The 13,939-nt window shown below is 44.3% G+C and carries 8 protein-coding genes and 1 tRNA gene; 4 read left to right on the top strand and 5 right to left on the bottom strand.

Features of this window, described 5'->3' with window-relative positions; all coding sequences use genetic code 11:
• Window positions 1-884 precede the first annotated feature (884 nt).
• A complete protein-coding gene (locus tag F6K49_RS02230) occupies window positions 885-2,015 on the top strand; it encodes a hypothetical protein (protein ID WP_293017451.1) in 1,131 nt (376 codons plus the stop codon).
• A gap of 152 nt (window positions 2,016-2,167) precedes the next feature.
• On the opposite strand, the gene F6K49_RS02225 is transcribed toward F6K49_RS02230, so the two are convergent.
• Window positions 2,168-2,256, bottom strand: a tRNA-Ser gene (locus F6K49_RS02225).
• Window positions 2,257-3,115: 859 nt separating this feature from the next.
• Between F6K49_RS02225 and F6K49_RS02220 the strand changes: the two genes are divergently transcribed.
• Window positions 3,116-4,435 (top strand): glycosyltransferase, encoded by a 1,320-nt coding sequence (locus F6K49_RS02220; protein WP_293093813.1) that lies wholly within the window; start codon window positions 3,116-3,118, stop codon window positions 4,433-4,435.
• Window positions 4,436-4,855: 420 nt separating this feature from the next.
• Window positions 4,856-7,141, top strand: a complete 2,286-nt coding sequence (locus F6K49_RS02215; RefSeq protein ID WP_293093810.1) for a polysaccharide biosynthesis tyrosine autokinase — start codon at window positions 4,856-4,858, stop codon at window positions 7,139-7,141.
• Window positions 7,142-7,383: 242 nt separating this feature from the next.
• Here the strand turns inward: F6K49_RS02215 and F6K49_RS02210 are convergent, their stop codons facing one another.
• Window positions 7,384-8,547: a transposase gene (locus tag F6K49_RS02210; RefSeq protein WP_293093807.1), complete on the bottom strand. Its 1,164-nt coding sequence runs from the start codon at window positions 8,545-8,547 to the stop codon at window positions 7,384-7,386.
• Window positions 8,548-8,902: 355 nt separating this feature from the next.
• Here F6K49_RS02210 and F6K49_RS02205 point away from each other — a divergent pair, with 355 nt between their 5' ends.
• Window positions 8,903-11,008, top strand: coding sequence for a thioredoxin domain-containing protein (locus F6K49_RS02205; protein WP_293093804.1), 2,106 nt, complete (start codon window positions 8,903-8,905; stop codon window positions 11,006-11,008).
• A 25-nt stretch (window positions 11,009-11,033) separates the two neighbouring features.
• Here F6K49_RS02205 and F6K49_RS02200 read toward each other — a convergent pair whose 3' ends face one another.
• The 3 genes from F6K49_RS02200 to F6K49_RS02190 all read right to left on the bottom strand — a co-directional run bounded on the left by F6K49_RS02200 (window position 11,034) and on the right by F6K49_RS02190 (window position 13,775).
• Complete coding sequence (locus F6K49_RS02200; protein ID WP_293093802.1) at window positions 11,034-11,219, bottom strand: hypothetical protein; 186 nt, start codon at window positions 11,217-11,219, stop codon at window positions 11,034-11,036.
• A 51-nt stretch (window positions 11,220-11,270) separates the two neighbouring features.
• On the bottom strand, window positions 11,271-12,959 hold the full coding sequence (locus tag F6K49_RS02195) for a penicillin-binding protein 2 (RefSeq protein ID WP_293093798.1): 1,689 nt from the start codon (window positions 12,957-12,959) through the stop codon (window positions 11,271-11,273).
• 279 nt (window positions 12,960-13,238) lie between these two features.
• Window positions 13,239-13,775, bottom strand: a complete 537-nt coding sequence (locus F6K49_RS02190; protein ID WP_293093795.1) for a hypothetical protein — start codon at window positions 13,773-13,775, stop codon at window positions 13,239-13,241.
• Window positions 13,776-13,939 lie beyond the last annotated feature (164 nt).

Here is a 13,939-nt window from a genome sequence, read left to right as displayed (position 1 = left end):
TTTTAAGGGCAGGGCTGTTTCAAACTTTAATAAGTTAACGATTATTGGAGATAGGGGGATAGGGGGATAGGGGGATAGGGAAATCAACTAAAATTTCCCGAAAAATCCGCCAATTTAGTCATTAAAATCTGACAAATTAGTTGGGAGGAAGCAACTCCAATGACTAACAATTCGTGATTCGGCCTTCGAGGAGGGTTAGATAAATTTGGCCAAAATCACGACTATTCGTCCAAAATTCTCCCCATCTCCCCATCTCCCCATCTCCCCATCTATTTTTGGCGAGAATGAAACAGCCCTGCTTTTTTAAGGGGGATAATGGGGGATCTCCGAGGCAAGAAAACACGCCCTAGCCCCCCAATTCTGGGGGGAAAAACTCTCAAAGTCCCCCAGCGAGGGATTGCTCGCTGGGGGACCAACGGGGGCTTTAATAAAACTAGATGATCGCGCATTCATTCCTTAATTCAGCAACGCCAAAAATCAGGGGTTTAGCCAATAGACATCTCCGACAAAGAATCTGAAACCCCGATCCTATCTAGGTGAAAACCTAATTTCTGGAGATGTCTAATCGGTAATTTCCGATCGGGCAAGGGTAAATAGAGAATTACAGAGGTTTTACAGGTGTAGAGGGGTAAGTCCTGTGTTAGTGATGTTTGCCCAGGGCAAAACTAAAAGCCAAAATGAGGTTATTCTGCTCTTTCTATCTGGTAAAGTTCAAGGGATGATTAGACTATCCTAGGATTGGGTTCAAATTCTTGAGTACTTTACCTGATCTGATCTGGCTAGCAGCTACAAGTTACTGACCAAGAACTATAGCTTTTAGCTTTTGGCTAACTGCTAAGTTTGTTACCCCTAACCAATGACCAAGTAGTTTTTGAGGAGTGAGTGTGAAGAGTAATTTTCCTAAGACCCTTTCGATGCAACTGAGTATGGCAGTATTGACCATGGTCAGTTACCAGCTGTCTGCTACTGCTGAAACACCTAGCCATAATTCATCGGTGAAGCAATTGACCCAGACCGCAGCAGCGGTGAGACCCCAGCAATTAGCAGCAACTTCCACCATCACAGTTGACCCTGATCGATTTAATCCGGAAACTAAACAGACTCCTAAAAATATATTCAGACCAACTAATCTGCCATCAGACAATCTCAACACTATCACTGACCATCGAGCTAATTCCCGTTTAGGGCAATTGGACAGGATAGGGGCAGCGGTTCGTGCCAGTAAGTCGGTAGGGTCTCCTAGTGCATTGGTGAACCGCTCCCAATTCAATGCCTCAGTCGCACCAATTGCTGACTATACAGTCAGACAGGAGCAGTTACCATTAGCCAATTTAGAAGCCAATTTAGAAACTATCCAGTATCGTGCTGATCTCTCCAAACAAGAGCTAGAAGCGATCATTGAGGAATCCCAAACACCTTCTCAACAGTTAAATAATCCTGTGGTAGCTTCACCGAGACCAGGTACCTTAGCTACATCTGTGGCAGCTCTAAAAATACAACTAGATCCAGCCACCTCTGACACCTCACCAGCCACCTCCTATGAAGTAGGCACCCCTGTAGCTCAGAGAAATATTGATCCTACTGGCAACAGCCTCGGGGTTGGAAACTATATTGGAATTGGCGGTCATATCGGTTTTACTGATGATGGCACCAATATTGGTCGAGGTGGCTTTATGATTAACGGCAAATACGATTTATCCCCCACCCTATCAGTGCGTCCTAGCATACTAATCAATGATGATGCTACCTTTGTGATCCCAGCCACTTACAACTTTATTTTCCAGGATGAACCGTTTGAGCCGCCTACTTACTCAGCTTTCGCTGGTGGTGGTTTGGCTTTTTCTACAGGTGATGACAACAATGTGGGTTTAATCGTTACTGGTGGTGTTGATTGGCCTTTTGGACCCAATTTTGTGGCCAATGCTGCATTAACTACTGGAATTTTCGTTGATGGTGCCGCAGATGTGGGAATCTCCTTTGGCATTGGTTACAGCTTCTCTAACTTTGGCAGGTAGAAAAGGGACAAATAGAAGCTATTGAGCTAGGTAGACTTAATCAAATTTTCCAGATCTCTTGGTGCCCGTTCCCTAGCGCTTTTAAAAAGCGCGGGGCCGCACCGCTTTTCCAAGCAACGAAAGTTTGATTTTTGCCAGTTGAGGATACTCAACGGAGAGGGAGGGATTCGAACCCTCGGATAGGCCTGAACCTATCAACAGATTAGCAATCTGCCGCTTTCGACCACTCAGCCACCTCTCCAAGGTAGTGTCTATCCATGATAGCACATTTTTGAGCTTTTGACACTCCCCGCCCTGGAAGGACGGGGATTCTCATTTCAGCGTTCGCGTAGCGTGGCCTACGGCCTTGCTGTCTTGCTCACCCAAACCGGAGTCAGGGAGAGTAGAGGACAATTCTCCATGAGCGTGATTGATCAATGATCCCGGTTCCGGTGTGCCCCACCGTACCTTTTTTTTAGATCTTTTTTTTATATAGATAGATACTTTTTTTATCTAAATTTATAGACGTTTAAGTCGTTAGACTAAATTACGCAATATGTATCTGATACATATTTTTTACGTTGCCTACTTATGGTTAGATAGTATCTCTCTAGTTTAAAAGTCTATTGTTTAGGATTTTATAGTAGCACACCTAGTACAAACTGTCAATAAAAAGTTTAAAAAAAAAGCCGTCGAACGAAGGACGGGGCGCGATTACCCAATTTTTTGGGTAAATTCTATGATGAGAAACTATGAGCGATCGCTCACACCACTGCAATACGAAAATGATCTCGAAAATCTATGATGACTCTCGGACTCTACCAATCTCTGACTGATGCACTAGTTTTAAGTGAGGTAGATCAGCCAGCTATTAAGACGTGCCTGAAAGCCCAGAAGCGTCTGAGAAAGATTATATACCATATAATGTAGCCAAGTAAGTTAAGATTATTATAAATTAATTGTTAAAAATTTACTTCCATCCACTGATGTGTTAAGCACACCTGAGAGGTTAAAATTTGTTAAGTGAGTGTGTAAAAGCTCGACGCTGAGGGTTTAGCCGGATAGAGGTCAGACTCCCCATACCTGAAAACCTTCTGTAAGCTCCAACATAAAAAAAGCCTATGAATACGAAAAATACACAGCACATTGCTCTGATATCCGTTCACGGAGATCCAGCGATAGAAATCGGTAAGGAAGAAGCTGGAGGACAGAATGTGTATGTGCGCCAAGTGGGTGAAGCTCTTGCTAAGCAAGGGTGGCAGGTCGATATGTTTACTCGCCTCTCCAGTTCCAACCAAGCCACAATCGTTGAACATACTCCGGGTTGTCGCACTATTCGCCTAACTGCTGGTCCAAAAGCATTTGTGCCACGGCAAGAGATTTTTGAATACTGCGGTGAGTTTTTAACCGAATTGCTTAAGTTTCAGGAGCAATCAGGCATTACCTACTCAATAGTACATACAAACTACTGGCTTTCGGCTTGGGTGGGTATGGAGTGGAAGAAGCGTCAATCCCTTCTTGATGCAGTCGCTCATGGGGGAAACCCCCAAGACCGCGCTGCATCGCTCATTCAACTTCACACCTATCACTCCCTAGGCGCAGTTAAATACGAGTCAGTAGAAACAATTCCGAAGATTGCTGCTACTCGCTTGGAGATAGAAAAAGCAGTGCTAGAAACAGCAGAACGCATTGTGGCTACATCTCCCCAAGAACAAGAACACATGCGATCGCTAGTTTCAAGTAAGGGCGACATTGATATTATTCCCTGTGGCACGGACATTGACCGATTTGGCAAGATTAACCGCTTAGAAGCACGGCAAAAACTTGGACTTAGCCCTGAAAACAAAATCATCTTTTACGTGGGACGGTTTGACGAACGCAAGGGCATTGAAACCCTAGTTCGAGCTGTTGGTTCGTCCCAGCTACGGGGTGATGCTAACTTAAAGCTGATTATTGGTGGTGGTTCTCGTCCTGGTGAGAAAGATGGTATGGAACGCGATCGCATTGAAGGGATTGTAGCTGAATTGGAACTGCAAACTATCACTACATTTCCTGGACGCATTGCTGATGAACTACTTCCAGCTTATTATGCGGCAGCTGATGTTTGCGTAGTACCAAGTCACTACGAACCTTTTGGTTTAGTTGCCATCGAAGCCATGGCTAGTGCCACCCCTGTAGTAGCTAGTGATGTCGGTGGTCTTCAGTTTACCGTTGTATCTGAAGAAACTGGCTTACTGGCACCACCCAAAGATGCTGATGCTTTTGCGGCTGCTATCGACCGGATTCTCTCGGATCACGACTGGAAAAATCAACTTGGCTTAGGGGCAAGAGCAAGGGTAGAAAATATGTTTAGCTGGAATGGTGTTGCCCATCAGCTGAGTCAGCTCTATGAGAGCTTGCTGGAAGCAAAATCAGAGAATTTGGCAACAACTAGTGCCTGAAATCTATTGGGCACATTCATTCCCTGGCAATCAGGATAGATCTCAAAGGTTAAAGGATAAAGTTACGACGCTACTATTCCTTTTGCCTTTTTCCTTCATCTTATTCATCCTGATGGGTTGCAGAACTCTTGTATCTGTAAATTGGGAAAGTTTGGTAAATTGGATATCCTCTATTTTGTTTGCGATTGCCTCTTGCTGAGGAATGATGTTAAATCAACTTTCTTGTTTTCACCTTCAAGCAAGGAAAATTCAAGGTTATTGCTGTTCGCGTAGCGTAGCCCTTCGGGCTAATCGATACTGATCACAAAGCCGCGCTGATCATTCCTGATGTTCCTGTAACTAGCATGTAACTAGGGTTTATGCATCCTACCAGTTATCCAATCTCCAATTCCCAATCCCCAAGTAGCAAGAAGAAGAATTATGGGTTCCCAAGGAGCTTATAAGCCGTCCCTATTTAACCCTAGTGGTCAACAGCAGTATCGATCTTCTCCACAACTAACAGGGGGAGTCCATGAGTTGGAAGCCAGCAAACTCGATCTGCGTCGTATATTAGCTGCTGCTCGTCGTCGAGCTATCTTGATGGCAGGGGTGGCGCTTACTATCATATCCGGAATTATTGCCAAAACCTTAAGTGTAGTTCCAATCTATGAAGGCAAATTCCAACTGTTACTCGAACCTAGCTCTGGTGAAGACCCGTTTGAGTTACAGGGAAAACCCGGGGGAAATAGCATTGCTGCTCCAACTACAAGTTTCGACTATGACACTCAAATTCAGCTATTAAGCTCTCCTCAGGTTATGTCTGAGATTGTGGAGCAAATTCAAACCCAATATCCAGAAATAAACTATCATACTCTCCGGGAAGGAATCATGGTATCCCGACTGCGAGAAACCAAAATTTTAGAAGTTGCCTACCAAGATTCAGACCCGGAAAGAATTGAATTTGTTTTGGAAAAGGTTGCTCTGGGCTACATCGAGTACTCTCAGCAACAACAAGAGGCTAGCATCAGACAAGGCATTCAATTTGTCTCGAATCAGCAGCCGAAAATACAAGGGCAAATTAATCAGCTCCAGCTACAACTCCAGCAACTCCAGCAGAAGTACAACCTGATTAATCCACAACTTCAGGGTCAACTGTTGACGAATCGGGTCAATGCTATTGTCGAACACAGACAAGCTACCCAAACTCAGCTGCGAGACACGATTATACTGTATGGGAAACTCAAAGGTCAGTTGGGGCTATCGTCACAGCAAGCAGAAGCAGTAGCTAACCTGATCGCAACACCCCGTTATCAACAATTGCTCAGCCAACTTTCTACTGTAGAAAGTCAGATGGTGTTGGATTTGGTACAATTCAAGGAAAACCAATCTACCTTTAAAGGATTAAGGCAACAACAGCAAAATTTACTCCCCCTGTTAAGTCAGGAAGCAGAAAGGGTGATGACTAGCCGTATTCAAGAGTTTGGTGGCAATCGTCAATCGGGTTCTTCAAGTACACTTCGCCTAAATTTGATTCAGCTAGTAGAGACGGCGAACCAAATCAAGGTTTTAGAGATGCGCCAGGCCGCAATCACTAAAGGGGAAAGTCTGATGAGTGAACAACTCAAACAGCTAGCTGTGATTGCCCATCGATATACAGAACTCAAGCAGAAGATTGAGGAAGCAACAGAAAGCCTAAACCGCTTTGAGTCAGTTCGGGAAACTTTGGAACTTGAGTCAGCTAAAACCAGCATCCCTTGGCAGACAATTGTTGAGCCGCAACAACCTCAAAAACCAATATCCCCCAATTTGCCTGATACTTTGCTCCTAAGTGCAGCAGCAGGGATAGTTGCAGGTGCCACAGCTGGGTTTTTAGCAGAAAAGTTACATCAGTTACTTAACAGCACCGACGATCTCAAAGAGTATACTCGCTTACCAATATTAGGCACAATCCCCTTTAACAAAGAACTCCAGAAATGCACTACTGTTACTGGTGTGGGCATAATACCCGAGCCGGAAGCCTCAGCTCCACAACTCGGTGTGGGATCTGGTAGTTACCAGATTTCTCCTCTTTTAGAGGCTTTTCGCTGTCTCCAAGTTAATCTCCAATGTCTGTATTCTGAGAAACCCATTAGCGCTATAGTGGTAAGTTCTGCTGAACCAGCAGATGGTAAATCCACTACGGCTATATTCTTAGCCCTGGCAGCAGCAGCAATGGGGCAAAAGGTTTTACTCGTAGATGGTAATCTGCGCTTTCCTCAGATTCATCAGAAGATGGATTTACCTAATTTGTGGGGACTGAGCGATGTTATTTCTAGCGAAATCAAGGTTGATGATGTGATTCAGCGATCGCCTCTAGAGGAAAATCTTTCTGTCCTAACTGCTGGTCAAATTTCCCCCGACCCCACCCGGCTTCTCAATTCCCAAAAGATGCACAATTTAGTTCAATATCTCAAAGAGCGGTTTGAGCTAGTAATTTTTGATACCCCTCCCCTACTTGGTCTGGCGGATGCAAGACTTCTGGAGCCTAATACCAATGGGATATTGATGGTGGTAGGCTTAGGGAAAGCTAACCAAGTTTTGTTTAAAGAAGCTCTCTCGGAATTGAGAATTGCTCATAGCACAGTATTGGGTATAGTTGCTAATGGTTTAAAAGGGTACACTACCGGTGCCTATGATTACTATCATCATTACTTTGGCAATACTTTTGAGGAAACCAAAGTTTCATAGTGATTGGTTATTGGTAATTGGTCATTTTTAACTACCGTAATAACCCTAGTGAATCACAAATGAGTGACAGCTCCTACACTGACCTTGCAGGTTCAGTGTAGGCTTCCCAGTCAATCCAGCCATCGCTTCGGAGGCACTGGGCTTTAAGAACGGACTGCCGAGAGACGAAACCTTAGATAGTGGAGCCTTTATTGTTAGTCGGCTATGCATAAAAGGGTTAAAACTTTTTGATTAAGGCTCCACTATCTTACGGTAACTTCAAACCCTGCCGCTCTGTTTTTGATATTTATTGCTGCATTATGGTCACGGTCGAGGCTGCATCCACAATGGGGACAATCATGCCAACGAACATGCAGTTTTTTAGGAACTTTCTTTCCACAACCGGAACAATTCTGCGAAGTATTCTGGGCGCTTACTGGAACCGCCAACAAGCCAGCATTTAAGGCTTTGCTTATCAGGATTGTTAGGAAGCTTGACCACCCAGCATCCAACACAGATTTAGCCAATCGGGATTTAGCAAGTCCCTTGACGTTTAACTTTTCATGAGCGACTACATCATATTTTGATAGCAAATAATTAGCGGTTTTGAAATGGAAGTCTTTCCGTTTGTCTGCTATTTTTTTGTGTTGTTTTCCAAGTTGCTTAATAGCCTTGAGTCGGTTAGCCCCTCCTTTCTTCCGTCGAGATACCCGTTTTTGGATAACTTTTAACTTTTTCTGAGCTTTCCGGTAATATTGAGGAACTTGAATGGTTTCCCCTTCAGAAGTTGTTAAAAACTCTTTAAGACCAACGTCAATACCAACTATTGAGTCAGGATTAATGTTAGTCTTGATTTCGGTAACTGTTTTGTCTTCCAGAGACAAAACCAAATAATACTTATCACATTTTTTAGTGATAGTAGCCGTCTTAATCTTAAAGCCGTTAGGGATAGGGCGATGCAATACAACCTTAACCTTCCCTATTTTAGGCAGATTGATCAGATTGCCCTCCAAGCATTCTTCTTTCATCTGAGGATAAGTAAACGTACGGTAGCGGTGCCGTTTTTTGAATCTGGGTCTTCCGCTTTTTTTGCCCTTACTGTCTCCTTTAATGAACCGATCAAAAGCTAATTTAACCCTTTTTACTACATCCTGAAGTACCTGGGAATGTATCCCCTTGTAGTGAGGATGAGTCTTTTTAAGATTTGGGAGGGTTTTCTTTTGGCTGTAATAGTCAGGATTTTCCCTTAATTCAGGGAGATGACAAACAAGAGGGCATGCGTTAATTGAGCACCGATTATGCTCGTACCAGTTGAATCGGTCAGCCAAAAGATAGTTGTACTGAGCACACAACATCAAAAGCCAGTCATCTATTTTGGCTTTTTGCTCTTTTGTTGGCTTTAACCGATACTGGTACGCAATTATCATTGACTTGCCTTAATTCTCATCGACCTACTACTATAATTATAATATATGTATATACAAACAGTAATCCAGATGAAAGATAAAAAATTGATAATCAGGATTACCGATTTTGAAAAAAGACAGTTGATACAAGAAGCGCAGCGACGTGGAATGACTCAGTCAGAATTAATTAGAAGCTTGATAGCTCGTTTCCCTGATCCATGCATATCCTGTGCAAAATTCATCCCACACCTATGCTGCGCATTAGGTGTGGGGCTTCTTTTGCCGAACCGCTAACGACAAATAACTAACCACAAATACATCAATGATTCAGTACTCACCAAGGTAGACTTAAGGTGAAGCGACTACTGAAGCTGTCATGACTAACCGCCTTGCCCAATCCCAAAGCCTTTATCTACGTAAGCATGCTGAAAATCCAATCGATTGGTGGCCTTGGTGTGAAGAAGCGCTATTAACAGCAAAAAAACAAGATCTGCCAATTTTCCTGTCTATCGGTTACTCTAGCTGCCACTGGTGTACGGTGATGGAGGGCGAAGCGTTTTCCAATCAGGCAATTGCCAAGTATATGAATGGTAATTTTCTTCCGATTAAGCTAGACCGGGAAGAAAGACCTGATATTGATAGTATTTACATGCTAGCATTGCAGATGATGACAGGTCAAGGAGGCTGGCCCCTTAATATTTTCCTGACACCGGATGACTTGGTGCCATTTTATGGAGGTACCTACTTCCCTGTGGAACCACGCTACGGACGCCCGGGGTTTTTGCAGTTGCTCCAATCAATTCGTCGCTTCTATGATTTAGAAAAAGGCAAGCTTAACACCTTCAAAGAAGATATCTTGGCATACCTCCAACAGGCAGCGGTACTACCCGAATCAGAGCAGCTTGGTGATGATTTGCTCTTTATCGGTGGGCAAGTTAGTGTGGGTGTGGTTAATGCTCTCAATCCAGGTCCACGTTTCCCCATGATTCCCTATGCCAGTATGGCACTACGGGTTACTCGCTTCGATTGGGCATCGGAGTATAACCCAGAGCAGGCTTGTGCAAAGCGGGGACTAGACTTAGCTCAGGGCGGTATTTACGATCATGTCGCTGGGGGGTTTCATCGCTACACGGTTGACCCCACTTGGACAGTACCCCACTTTGAAAAAATGCTCTATGACAATGGGCAGATTGTGGAGTACTTGGTAGATTTGTGGAGTGCAGGGATTCAGGAAGCCGCTTTTAAACGAGCGATCGCAGGAACAGTTCAATGGCTCAAGCGGGAAATGACCGCTCCGAATGGTTTCTTTTATGCTGCTCAAGATGCAGATAATTTCGCGACCCCAACAGACAGTGAACCTGAAGAAGGGGAGTTTTATGTCTGGAGTTATTCAGAACTAGAACAACTGCTAAGCCCATCGGAGTTGACTGCAATTGAGGAGGAATTTACTATCTCCAAAGAGGGCAACTTTGAAGGCAAGAATGTGTTGCAGCGCCGTTACCCAGATCAGTTTTCCCAGAACACTGAAGCTGCTTTGGCTAAACTGTTTGAAGCACGTTATGGTGCCAAACCCGATCTCCTGGAAACCTTTCCACCAGCTAAGACTAATCAAGAGGCAAAAACCCGGAACTGGCTCGGTAGAATTCCACCAGTAACGGACACCAAAATGATTGTTGCCTGGAATAGCTTAATGATTTCTGGTCTAGCGCGAGGCTATAGTGTGTTTCTTGAACCGGACTATTGGCAACTAGCAACTGTTGCTGCTCAATTCATCCTCAACAATCAATGGGTAGCAGGACGATTCCACCGACTAAACTATGATGGTCAACCGGCAGTGCTGGCTCAGTCTGAAGATTATGCCTTGTTTATCAAAGCTCTACTGGATTTACATCAGGCAAGTTTGTCAGTAGAACAACCTTGGCCTTTTGGCCAAGGTTCAAACCTGCAACCGACCAACTTGTCACCCGCCAGTTGGCTAGAGAAAGCGGTTAAGGTTCAGGAGGAGTTTGATGAATTGCTGTGGAGTGTGGATAATGGTGGTTACTATAATGCTGCCAGTGACGCTAGTGATCAACTGTTAGTACACGAGCGCAGTTATACGGATAATGCGACACCATCTGCCAATGGGGTAGCGATCGCAAACCTAGTACGTCTGGCTTTACTTACTGAAGATCTGCGATACCTTGACCGAGCAGAGCAAGCCTTGAAAGCATTTAGTAGCGTGCTCAACACATCCCCTCAATCCTGTCCCAGTATATTTACTGCTTTAGATTGGTACCGCAATTGCACTCTGATTCGCGCTGGTGCTAAGCAACTTACCTGCCTCATCTGTGGGTATTTCCCCGTCAGTGTTTATCAATTAGATACCCATCTGCCAGATTCTGTTATTGGTTTAGTTTGTCAGGGACTTAGTTGTAAACCAGCAGCCACTAACACTGATCAGTTATTAGCCCAGGTGCGAACAAGTCAAACTAGAGCTTGAAATCTATAGCAGTTCTCAATTGGGGTTAATGGGAGTAGGCAGTAGGCAGTAGGGAGTAGGCAGTAGGCAGTAGGGAACAGCGGATCACCGGAACAGGGAACAGGTAAAATATCGGTGTGTGTACCTCATAAGTATGATAACCCCTATAGCGATGCGCCCATAAAATTGGGAGGAAAATTGGTATAAAGTCGGGTGGGCAACGTAATCTCATCTAGGCTAATCAACTTAGCTGACCAGTAATCGCCATAGAGACAGAGTTTACCTACTGCCGGAAGTTTTGAGATGATGGTGGAATTCGCTCAATGGCAATCAGTGCTTCTATAACTGATTTGACTAATGGTGCAGCTACGGTAGAACCAAAGGCAATGCCTTGGGGTTCATCGACTACTGCTAAGATTACATAGCGGGGGGATTCTACGGGCAAAATGCCCACAAAGCTGGTTATCTTGGCATCGCTGTAATAGCCCCCAGTAGGACTGGCTTTCTGAGCTGTACCGGTCTTACCACCAATCCGATAACCAGGAATGCGGGATGCCTTTCCAGAACCATCAGTTACTACAGTTTCCATCATTTCCATCACTGTCCGAGTAGTGTTGGGGGAAAATACTCGTCTCGGTGCAGGACGGCGTGGTTGCCAGTGGGGATTCCCTTTGGTGTCAAATAGTCCGCGAACCACATGGGGAGTCACTAGCTTACCGCCATTGGCAAGGGCACCTAGCATCTGAGTTAGCTGAATTGGCGTTAAGGAAAAGCCTTGACCAAAGGAAGCCGTAGCTGGTTCAATTGGGGAAACTTTAAACTTGTACTTACTTTTGAGCTGTCCAGCCGTCTCAGCTGGTAACTCAATTCCTACTTTTTGCTTTAAGCCTAGCTTCTCTAACCAGTCATAGTAAACCTCAGGTTTCATCTTTCTCATCATCCTCACCATGCCCACATTGCTGGAATGTTGCAGAATCTTGGTGGGATTGATCATCCCGCGAGCGCCTACTGATTTATAGTCATGGTTGAGAATCGGCCATTCGCCAATTTGAATCTTACCAGTGTCGTTGAACAAGGTTTGGGCTGTGATTATACCAGTTTCTAATGCGATCGCAACGTTTAGGGGTTTGAATGTCGAACCAGGCTCATACAAGTCTGACAGTGCCCAATTTTTAAACAAACTGACATCGAATTTGGAGTACTGATTGGGGTTGTAGGTTGGCTCACAAACTAGGGTTAACAAGGAACCATTGTGTACATTCATCACTATGATACTGCCACGCTCTGCCTTAAACTTCTTGATGGTTTCCTTGAGGGCAGAGCGAGCCGCTCGTTGCAGGCGAGTATCGATAGTTAGCTGTAGCCGCAGGTCATCAAGGTGCATGAATCCTTCTGGCACATGACCTGGCATCAAGGCTCCATTCCCAGCACGGCTCAGTCGGATGTTTCGTATCTCTCGTTCTAGGAACTTTTCTTGGGTGTATTCTAGACCCGCTTGACCCAGATGATCGAAAATGTTTACATAACCCACCACATCTGATGCCAATTCATTTTGGGGATAAAAGCGGGAGTATTGTCGAATCAACTCTAAACCATCTAAGTTCAACCGAGCAATTTGGTCTGCGATCGCTTCTGGGATCGTATTGCCCAAGCGAATACCACTCTTACGTTTACCAAACAGCTCCTCCAAATCTGTTGGTGTTTTTTTGATCATCGGAGCCAGCAAAGCAGCAATTTCCTGTAAGGATTTTTTGAACAACTTCGGGTGAGCATATAATGTATAGACAGGTCGGTCGATGGCTAAAACATTCCCCTTGCGGTCAACAATAGGACGGCGAGGTATAAACGGCCGCATATAGACCATTTGCTGCCGCCGTGCTTTTTCCTCTAGGGAGGATGCCTCTGAAACTTGCAGACGGTATAAATTTAGCAACAGTCCACTGCTGCCTGCCATCATTATTACCCATATCATTAGCAGTCTCAGACGGTTGTTTCCCAGTGACTTACCGGGCTTCATACTGTTTCACCTGACTATCATCTTTAACAAATATACCTAACTAAATATACCTAAACAGACGCACTTAAATAAATATATTTAGTTAAGTATATTTATTTAAATATACTTAACTAAATATACCTAACTAAATACACCTAACTAAATATACTTCAGATATACTTGACTAAATATACGTAAACATATTTTTAAACAGATTTTTCCCTACCACCATTCCCTCTATCCCTAGACAAAAAACTAGTAACCCAGGGGTGTGATTTTCTTGGGTTTTGGCTGAGGAGGTTTCGTAAAAGCGGTAAATGGCTGACGCTGTGGACGTTCAGGAGCTCGTTTCATAAAAATTGTATTACTGGGATTGGGGGTAACCAGCCCTGTAGCTGGATTTTCAGCCTGTTGAGCGAGTTGATCTTTGATCACTTCCGTTGTTGCTGTCATATTGCGCTCATCTCTTTGCAGCTCCTCTAGCTTACGATACTCTTGGGTCCATTGTTGCTGGCTGTAAACTGTCCAGGAATAAACGGTGACCGCAGTAGCAATTAGTGTAAATGTTACTAGATCTGAGCCACGTTTCAATAATAGTAAGGCTTTCAACAAAATTGGTGTTTGCTGCTGCAAAACACTCAGGTTTTCAACCTTTGGCTTAGGGTTTTTGGGTGACATCATAGTATGTGTTGGTGGTCGTGCTATCCTAGAACGCTGATCTGTTGTTGAAATAGCCAATGATTGCTGAGACCGATTTCTTTGAGTGCGAGCAGAGCGAGGAACAGCATTCATAAAAAACTCCTTAGTTATTGGAAACACCTATGGGAAACCGGTAACTTTTACTCAGGGCAGGAAAACAATCTGCTGGGCGAGACTACTCACTCACTTTCTGATGGTGAACCAGAACAGGTGCAGTTCATAAATCTTTCGGGGTTTGAGCCCTTACCAGTAACCTA

Source organism: Moorena sp. SIO3I6, from assembly GCF_010672095.1.
The sequence above is the reverse complement of the archived record's forward strand: the minus strand, read 5'-3'. Positions and strand labels throughout refer to the sequence as shown.

What these genes read in the sequence shown, in the direction of transcription:
- F6K49_RS02205 (WP_293093804.1), top strand. Translation starts at nt 8,903, where the DNA reads ATGACTAACCGCCTTGCCCAATCCCAAAGCCTTTATCTACGTAAGCAT.
- F6K49_RS02215 (WP_293093810.1), top strand. Translation starts at nt 4,856, where the DNA reads ATGGGTTCCCAAGGAGCTTATAAGCCGTCCCTATTTAACCCTAGTGGT.
- F6K49_RS02210 (WP_293093807.1), bottom strand. Translation starts at nt 8,547, where the DNA reads ATGATAATTGCGTACCAGTATCGGTTAAAGCCAACAAAAGAGCAAAAA.
- F6K49_RS02195 (WP_293093798.1), bottom strand. Translation starts at nt 12,959, where the DNA reads ATGATATGGGTAATAATGATGGCAGGCAGCAGTGGACTGTTGCTAAAT.
- F6K49_RS02190 (WP_293093795.1), bottom strand. Translation starts at nt 13,775, where the DNA reads ATGAATGCTGTTCCTCGCTCTGCTCGCACTCAAAGAAATCGGTCTCAG.
- F6K49_RS02220 (WP_293093813.1), top strand. Translation starts at nt 3,116, where the DNA reads ATGAATACGAAAAATACACAGCACATTGCTCTGATATCCGTTCACGGA.
- F6K49_RS02200 (WP_293093802.1), bottom strand. Translation starts at nt 11,219, where the DNA reads ATGAGATTACGTTGCCCACCCGACTTTATACCAATTTTCCTCCCAATT.